Raw genomic sequence first — 8659 nt, forward strand, 5'->3', positions numbered from 1 at the left:
TAGTGTAAGATTAGTTAATGATGATGTATTACTATTTTGTTTCATAAATACATTGTATCAGAAAAAGACGAGGATGTTTAATTTCCTCGTCTTTTTCTATGTTAGGACTTTTGCAACAGCCCCTTTATATAGAAAAATCTTCAAAAATTATGAGCAAATAGCCCGCATCCAGGCTAATTTTAAAATTGCATCCCTTAGTCTGATTAGAAACTCCCAGGCTATCATCAAGACTCATTTTATAAGAGTCTAGCTCATAGGCAAGACCGTCTATAGAAAGGATGGCCTCTTCATTTAGGGCAAAAATTGATACATAAAAATCTTTATCATTGAATTTATAAGAAAAGTCAGAATCTATGACAAAAATTTCCTTGCCCCTTGCCTTTAGAGAAATATTTACACCCTTTTTCTTAAAATGTAAGAGAGTTTTTATATTTGAAATCGTGTGAGACTCTCGTCCTCCAAGGCCACCATAGATTATAATTTCCTTATAGCCCTTATCTATTGCAAGCCTTATGGCTGCAACTGTGTCTGTGAAGTCCTTAATAGGATTTAGGGCTATGATGTTTTTAAAATCAGGCCTATCTGTCGAATCAAAATCTCCTATGGCATAGTCAATATTTATTTTTTCCTTCTCCGCATAACGAAAGCCTTTATCAGCTGTAATCACCAAATCATTTTCACAAATTTCATCAAAAAAGCCGTCAAAATCTCCGCCAGCTATTATAAAACACCTTTTCATAATTACTCCTTTATTTTATTATAACATTTTCTTAACTATTATCACAATTAATGGTAAAATGAATATAAATTATAAAAAAGAAGGATGTAAGAATGAAAGAATTAGACAAGCAATCTAGGAACCTACTCAAGGTAGTTGTTATAGGAATTTTATTGTATTTTGGATTATTTTATATAGGAGAAGTGTCTAAGGCTTTTTCTACTCTCTATGCGGTCTTATCGCCCTTTATTATTGGCGGTGCCCTGGCCTTTATGATGAGCATTCCAACCAACTTTTTTGAGAGGAAGCTACATTCCCTTGATAAGAATTCTAAGCATGGAAAGCTTATATCAATTTCATCAATCCTCATATCATGGGTCTTGCTCATAGCTTTTCTAGTAATACTCATAAATATCTTGATCCCATATATGGTTAAGATTGTTTATACCTTTTCTATAAGGTGGCCGGATTTTGTAAATTCAACCTATCATTTTCTAAAAAAACATGAATTGACAGAGCCTTACGCTAATAAATTCATGAATGCCTTTAGCGGTGTGGGTTGGTACAATGTTAGAAATGCTATCTTTTCATTTATAGATGGCAATGATGTTGACCTTTTCTCAAAGGCTACAGGATTTTTAAACTCAGTATCCAGTGGAGTTATTGGGATTTTTACAATGATAGTTTTCTCTATCTTTGTGTTAATTTATAAGAAAATGCTTAAGACAAATGGCACAAGACTTATCTATGCTTTGCTTAGCGAGGAAAGGGCTGACTATATCAATAAGGTCCTATCACTTTCCTACAACACTTTCAAGGATTATGTGTTTTCAAGGATGATATCAGTACTTTGCTTATCTGTCCTCACCTTTATAGGTATGAAGATATTTAAGATACCAAATGCGCCAATTATTTCGATAGTGGTCGGTCTATCAGACCTTATACCTATCTTTGGTCCAATCTTCGGTACTGGATTTTCAGCAATATTGATTTTTGTTGAATCACCATTTAAGGCCCTTATATTTTTGGCCTACAATGTTATCATTCAACAGATCCAAGAAAACCTAATCTTCCCTTATATAGCAGGCGATGCAATAGGCCTTCCTGCTGTTTGGGTAATGGCATCTGTAACTATAGGTGGATCCTTGTTTGGAATTTGGGGTATGCTAATATCAATACCAGTTGTATCGGTATTTTACACCCTATATCTAGAAAAGATTAATAACAAGCTTAAGGAAAAGAACTTTGATGATGCCAAGATTAAAGAGAAGGAAGATAAAAGTTATACTATAGAGGAGATTGATATCGGAGATGAAGCTTAAAGAGAGTAATTATTTTGTCCCCGTCTTAAAAGAAGGTGTGACCTACTATGGTGGCCATCAGGAATGGCTTAAAGAACTTGGTTTATCCAAGTTTTTTAGGGATAGGGCCTGTGTGGTGACAGCCTTTACCAATGTGTATTTTTACATGTTTGAAAGGGGACTTGTAGATTTTAAAACTTACAATGATATGCAATATAAATTTTATAGAAGGCTAAGACCCAAAGCGAATGGGGTTCCCACAGCAAGTTCTCTTCTTAGGAGGATAAGAATTTTAAATCATCAGATGAATCTAGGTTTATCTTACAGGATTCTTGAGGAAAACCTCCTAAAGAAGGTATCTTTAGAAAAAAAGATTGCTTTCATAGAAGAAGCCTTGGCCAAAGACTCTCCTGTTATCCTTATAAATTGGCTAAGCAGGGACATAGATATAATGAGCCACCACGGCCTAGTTGTAACAGAGATGAATAAGAAAAATTATAAGCACGAACTAGTTGTATCAAGTTGGGGCAGAAGACATTCCTTCTACCTAGAAGATTTTGATAAGAGCCTAAGGACCTATACAGGCCTAATATATTTTGAAAGGAATATTTATGAATAAACAACAAAAAAGATTAGACAGATCATATGGCATAATAATGCCAATATTTTCACTGCCATCAAATTATGGTATCGGCACCTTTGGAAAGGCTGCCTATGACTTTGTAGATTATCTAAATGATTGTGGAGCCAAATATTGGCAAATCCTACCTCTAGGCCAAACATCCTACGGAGATAGCCCTTACCAATCATTCTCATCCTTTGCAGGCAATCCATACTTCATAGACTTAGATATGTTAATAGAAGATGGACTTTTAGAAAAAGAAGACCTAGAAAATATAGATTTTGGTGGGAACGAAAGAGAAATAGACTATGCTAAACTCTACAATGTAAGATATAGGGTCTTAGAAATAGCTTTTGAAAATGCAAAAGAAAAATACGCCAAGGAAATTAAAGAATTTAGAAAAGCGGAAGCTAATTGGCTAGAAGATTACGCCCTATTCATGGCTATTAAGAAAGATAACCTTGATAAGTCTTGGGAATTTTGGGATGAAGATCTTAGAAATAGAAAAAAATCTGCCCTAGATGAATTTAAAAAAGAAAATAAAGAATTAATAGATTTTTATGTCTATCTTCAATACGAATTTTTTAAACAATGGAATAAATTAAAAGAATTTGCAAATAGGCATGAAATCGAGATAATAGGTGATCTTCCAATCTATGTAGCCTACGATTCTGCAGATGCTTGGGTTAATTATGAAATACTTAAACTTGATAAAGAAACAAAACGACCTATAGTAGTTGGTGGAGCGCCTCCAGATGATTATTCAGAAGATGGACAACTCTGGGGCAACCCTGTTTACCGCTGGGAATACATGAGGGATGTTGAAGGATTCGATTTTTGGAAAAGAAGGATTGGAGCCTGCCTCAAACTTTATGATATACTAAGACTAGATCACTTTAGAGGATTTGAAGCTTACTATGCCATACCAGCAACAGACGATACAGCAAGATACGGAAAATGGGAAAAGGGATTACCTTATGACTTCTTCGATGCAATCAAAGAAGCCTATCCAGATGCAAAATATATAGCAGAAGACTTAGGCTTTATAACAAAAGAAGTAGAAGATTTGATAAACCACTATGCCTTCCCAGGCATGAAGGTAATACAATTTGCCTTCGGTGATAATTTTGATAGCGAATATTTACCACACAATTACGAGAGAAACTCAATGGTATACGCATCAACCCACGACTCTGACACTCTTCAAGGATTCTTAGATAATGCTGACGAACATTTATTAGAACTTATAAGGACATATTTTGGAATCGGTGAAGATGAAAAAGATGAGAACATAAGAGAGACAATAGCAAGAAATCTTATGGCATCAGTATCAGACGTATGTATGTTTGAAATCCAAGACCTATTCGGCCTTGGCAATGAGGCAAGGATAAACTGTCCGGGTATCGTAGGTGGAAACTGGGATTGGAGAGCGGTAGAAAGCGACTTCGATAAGAAAATCGCTGAAAAATATGAAAAGATGGCAAAAACTTACGGGAGGATTTAATGAATAAGTTAGTTAAGGAAAAATTTGCTGATCAGTACATGGAAAATCTTCAAAGAATTACTTTAAAAAGCTTTGAAGATACATCAGATAAGGACAGATATGATGCCCTTTGCGATACAATCATGGGACTAATCAACCAAGATTGGAGAAGAAGTAAGCAAAAAGTTAGAAAAGAAAGAAAAGCTTACTATCTATCAGCAGAATTCTTAATTGGTAGATCTCTAGGAAATAACCTTATCAACCTAGGAATCTATGATGAAGTAAAAGAACTTTTAAATGAAATGGGCATAGACTTTGAAGAAATAGAAGACTATGAAGATGATGCAGCCCTTGGTAATGGTGGTCTAGGAAGACTAGCAGCATGCTTCATGGATTCAGCTGCCAGCCAAAAACTAAGCCTATATGGATACGGTGTTAGATATCGTGAAGGTATCTTTAAACAAGCAATCGAAAATGGCTTCCAAGTAGAATACGGCGATAGCTGGATAAAAGATGGTGACGGCTGGTCAATAAGAGTAGATTCTGATGCGAAAATAGTTAAATTTAGAGACCAACAAGTAAAGGCAGTACCATATGATATGCCAGTAGTTGGTTTTGAAAATGGTGTAGTAAACACACTTAGATTGTGGCAATCAGAACCATTTAGAGAATTTGACTTTGCTAAATTCAACAACTTCGAATATGACGATGCAGTAGCTGAGAAAAACAGGGCAGAAGACATCACAAGAGTCCTATATCCAAATGATATGCAAAGAGCAGGAAAGCTATTAAGATTAAAACAACAATACTTCTTCTGTTCAGCATCAATCCAAGATATGGTAGAAAAATACAAGAGAGACTTCCCAGAAGACCTCAAATTCGAAAACTTCGCAAGATATCACGTAATCCAACTAAACGATACCCACCCAATCATGGCAATTCCAGAGTTAGTAAGGGTATTAGTAGATGAAAATGGTATATACTTTGAAGAGGCACTAGCAATAGCAAACAAGGTATTTGCCTTTACAAACCACACAGTCCTTCAAGAAGCCCTAGAAAAATGGTCATTTGACCTAATGGAAGAAGTAAGCCCAAGATGTCTAGAAATCGTAGAACAAATCGATAAGAAACTTGTAAAAGAATTCAAAGATAGAGGCTTCAGCGACAAGGCAATAGATCCATACAGAATCGTAACAGGCGATCTCGTACACATGGCAAACCTTGCAATCTATGTAGGATTTTCTGTAAATGGTGTAGCTGAAATCCACTCACAAATCTTAAAAGATGATACCTTCAAAGAATGGTATAAGGAAAGCCCAGAGAAATTCAACAACAAGACAAACGGAATCACACCAAGAAGATGGTTAGTATACGCTAATAGAGAGCTAACAAACTTCATCACAGAAAAACTAGGCACAGACGCTTGGAAAAAAGACCTAGCAATGCTAAAGGGTCTAGAGAAATTCCTAGATGATGAAGAAGTCCTAGATGAATTCTTATCAATCAAACAAGCAAAGAAAGACCAACTAGCTAAATACATCCTAGAAAATGAAGGAATAAAAATTGACTCACATTCAATCTATGATATTCAAATCAAGAGAATCCATGAATACAAGAGACAACACCTTAACATCCTTCACATCATCCACCTATATCACAAACTAAAGAAAAACCCAGACCTAGACTTCACACCAACAACCTTTATCTTTGGTGGTAAGGCAGCTCCAGGATACTTTAGAGCAAAGGGAATGATTAAACTTGCAAACGAAGTAGCAAGAGTAGTAAACAACGATAAGGATGTAAATGACAAGCTAAAGGTTGTATTCGTACAAAACTACAGAGTAACCTACGCTGAAAAACTCTTCCCAGCAGCAGATGTAAGTGAACAAATCTCAACAGCTGGTAAGGAAGCAAGTGGTACAGGTAACATGAAATTCATGCTAAACGGTGCCCTAACCCTAGGAACCCTAGATGGAGCTAACGTAGAAATCTTTGAAGAAGCAGGCGAAGAAAACAACTACAGATTCGGAGCAACAGTAGAAGAATTAGCAGAAATAGCAGATTCTTACAATGCATTCGAATACTATAGCAAGGATGAAGACATCAAAGATGTAGTAGATTCCCTAGTAAGTGGAGAATTCAAAGACCAAGATTCTTACTACTTCCTAGACATCTATAACGAGCTAATCAAGCCACAAAATGGCGGTAGAGCTGACCAATACTACCTATTAAAAGATTTCGCATCTTATAAAGAAACACAGGCTAAATTAAACAAAGAATTTAGAAATAGAAAAGAATGGGCAAGAAAGTGCCTAAAGAATATCGCAAACGCTGGATTCTTCTCATCAGATAGAACAATCCTAGAATATGCAGATGATATTTGGAAAATAGACTAAGACTATGAATAAAGATGTAATATTAGGGATAATGATCCCTTTCATAGGAACAAGCTTAGGGGCTGCCTGTGTTTACATCATGAAAGGTGAGCTAAAAGAAAAGGTCCAGAAGGGCCTTTCTGGCTTTGCCGCAGGTGTAATGGTAGCAGCGTCAATCTGGTCATTAATAATGCCAGCTATGGACATGGTAGAAGATAAAATGGGAAAAATGAGCTGGATACCAGCAGCAGTAGGATTTCTTGTAGGAATCTTCTTCCTCCTATTTTTAGACAGTGTAATCCCTCACCAGCATATAGATAGCGACCATCCAGAAGGAATGAAGGCAGAAAGCCTCAGAAAAACAACCATGATGGTTTTAGCAGTAATCATACATAATATACCAGAGGGAATGGCAGTAGGAGTATCATTTGCAGGAGTCCTCTATGGCAATACCCACATGACAATGGCAGGAGCCATAGTCCTATCCATAGGAATAGCCATCCAAAACTTCCCAGAAGGAGCCATCATATCAATGCCTCTAAGGGCAGTAGGAGTAAATAAACACAAGGCATTTGGAATGGGTATATTTTCAGGTGCAGTAGAGCCAATCGCAGCAATTCTAACAATAATCCTATCCTACTACCTAGTTCCAATCCTACCTTATCTTCTAGCCTTCGCAGCAGGAGCCATGATGTATGTAGTAGTAGAAGAACTAGTCCCAGAAGCAACAGGTGAGGGCGAAGGCCACACCAACATAGGAACCCTTGGTTTTTCGGCAGGCTTTGTAGTAATGATGGTCTTAGATGTAATGCTAGGATAAAATATTTATGAATCCCTTCGGGGGTTCTTTTATTTTACATAGATTTGATAAAAATATGATATAATATGGATAATAGGAAAAAATAAAGGCTAATTAAAAAAAGTTACATGGGGAGGGATTTATGAAAAAGATTCTGAGAAATATTTTTCTAGGCCTATTCGTCTTATTAATTATAGGGATAATCGCCATTTCGATTTTCACAGGCAAAGCTGTCTTTGATGGCTATACCAATGCAGTTAGTAGGGAAGAGACCCTTAAAAATTCTATGGAATTTAAGAAGGATTATGACGATTTGGTTAAAAATTATAGGCTGGAAAAACTTGAGATTGAAAGTGATGATTTAGATCACAAAGTCCCAGCCATTTACGCAAAAAAAGATGGAAACAAGAATGTAGCTGTCCTAGTCCACGGCATGGGAGGGACAAAGGAGACTGTAAGCCCGATCATGAAAACTTTCTTAGACCTAGGCTACGATACGATTGCCTACGACCAGAGATTTTCTGGGGAAAATATGGCTGAATATAATACCTTTGGAGTTTTAGAAGCAGGTGATGCAAGAGCGACAATAGCCTACATAAAAGAAAAATACCCAGACGGCAAAGTCATTCTTTGGGGAGAATCCATGGGAGCCCTTACTAGTGTAATTGCAGCAGGAAAAAATGAGTCAAACATCGACTACCTAATCCTAGAAAGCCCGGTATCAAATGGCCAAACCATGATAGTAGACCAAATGAAAGACATTGCAAAAGACCAGGCCATACCCTTATCTTTTCTAGTGAGAATGGGAGATTGGTATTCGAAATTAAAACTTGGCTATAAGTTTGCTGATATGGACGGGACTTCTTACATGAAAAATATCACAATCCCAACCCTAATTACAAACTCAAAAACAGACAGCCTAACCCCGCCATACATGGCAGAAGACCTATATGCGTCAAAGCCAGATGACAAAAAAGAACTAATCACTGTTGATAGTTACAAGCACGCCTCCTTTGCCTACAAGGATAGGGAAGGCTATAAGAAAATAATCGGAGACTTTTTGGAAAAATATTCTAGAGATAAGACTGATTAAAAAAGATCTAAATAGTAAATATCTTCTAAAACAGAAAAAGAATAAATCTTAAATAGCCTAGAATAATTATAGAATAAAGGGAATCCTTATCAGATCTATTTAAAATATGTAGGCAAGTAATGACTAAAAAAACTCCTTCGAGGTTTTTTTTATAAGGAAATTTTAAGATTTTACTAATAAAATTTGTAATATATTTAGAAAATTTTATATTAAGTCACAATTGCTTTATTTCAATAGTATTATTGAAATAAATGTGATATAATAAGAG

General features: G+C 36.0%; 7 protein-coding genes. 6 read left to right on the plus strand and 1 reads right to left on the minus strand.

The window, feature by feature from the left end; all coding sequences use genetic code 11:
- Positions 1-124: 124 nt before the first annotated feature.
- Complete coding sequence (locus NH288_RS10815; protein ID WP_265215286.1) at positions 125-739, minus strand: thiamine diphosphokinase; 615 nt, start codon at positions 737-739, stop codon at positions 125-127.
- A gap of 92 nt (positions 740-831) precedes the next feature.
- Between NH288_RS10815 and NH288_RS10820 the strand changes: the two genes are divergently transcribed.
- The 6 genes from NH288_RS10820 (at position 832) to NH288_RS10845 (ending at position 8391) form a co-directional block, all read left to right on the plus strand.
- A complete protein-coding gene (locus NH288_RS10820; protein ID WP_265215288.1) occupies positions 832-2040 on the plus strand; it encodes an AI-2E family transporter in 1209 nt (402 codons plus the stop codon).
- Entirely contained in the window at positions 2030-2638 is a 609-nt protein-coding gene (locus NH288_RS10825) for a hypothetical protein (protein ID WP_265215290.1), read from the plus strand. Before NH288_RS10820 ends, NH288_RS10825 begins: the two co-directional genes overlap by 11 nt.
- Positions 2631-4145 (plus strand): 4-alpha-glucanotransferase, encoded by a 1515-nt coding sequence (malQ, locus tag NH288_RS10830; protein WP_265215291.1) that lies wholly within the window; start codon positions 2631-2633, stop codon positions 4143-4145. Before NH288_RS10825 ends, malQ begins: the two co-directional genes overlap by 8 nt.
- The gene (locus NH288_RS10835; RefSeq protein ID WP_265215293.1) at positions 4145-6520 is read left to right on the plus strand and encodes a glycogen/starch/alpha-glucan phosphorylase; all 2376 of its coding nucleotides are present in this window, start codon (positions 4145-4147) and stop codon (positions 6518-6520) included. Before malQ ends, NH288_RS10835 begins: the two co-directional genes overlap by 1 nt.
- A 4-nt stretch (positions 6521-6524) precedes the next feature.
- Positions 6525-7319 carry a ZIP family metal transporter gene (locus NH288_RS10840; protein ID WP_265215294.1) on the plus strand — a complete coding sequence of 265 codons (795 nt, stop codon included), beginning with the start codon at positions 6525-6527 and terminating at the stop codon, positions 7317-7319.
- Between the two features lie 121 nt (positions 7320-7440).
- On the plus strand, positions 7441-8391 hold the full coding sequence (locus NH288_RS10845; RefSeq protein ID WP_265215296.1) for an alpha/beta hydrolase: 951 nt from the start codon (positions 7441-7443) through the stop codon (positions 8389-8391).
- Positions 8392-8659: the final 268 nt, after the last annotated feature.

Origin of the sequence: Anaerococcus sp. NML200537, from assembly GCF_026131715.1 — a bacterium.
In the GTDB taxonomy this organism is placed as follows: Bacteria; Bacillota; Clostridia; order Tissierellales; family Peptoniphilaceae; genus Anaerococcus; species Anaerococcus kampingae.

What these genes read in the sequence shown, in the direction of transcription:
- NH288_RS10820 (WP_265215288.1), top strand. Translation starts at nt 832, where the DNA reads ATGAAAGAATTAGACAAGCAATCTAGGAACCTACTCAAGGTAGTTGTT.
- NH288_RS10845 (WP_265215296.1), top strand. Translation starts at nt 7,441, where the DNA reads ATGAAAAAGATTCTGAGAAATATTTTTCTAGGCCTATTCGTCTTATTA.
- NH288_RS10835 (WP_265215293.1), top strand. Translation starts at nt 4,145, where the DNA reads ATGAATAAGTTAGTTAAGGAAAAATTTGCTGATCAGTACATGGAAAAT.
- malQ (WP_265215291.1), top strand. Translation starts at nt 2,631, where the DNA reads ATGAATAAACAACAAAAAAGATTAGACAGATCATATGGCATAATAATG.
- NH288_RS10815 (WP_265215286.1), bottom strand. Translation starts at nt 739, where the DNA reads ATGAAAAGGTGTTTTATAATAGCTGGCGGAGATTTTGACGGCTTTTTT.
- NH288_RS10825 (WP_265215290.1), top strand. Translation starts at nt 2,030, where the DNA reads ATGAAGCTTAAAGAGAGTAATTATTTTGTCCCCGTCTTAAAAGAAGGT.
- NH288_RS10840 (WP_265215294.1), top strand. Translation starts at nt 6,525, where the DNA reads ATGAATAAAGATGTAATATTAGGGATAATGATCCCTTTCATAGGAACA.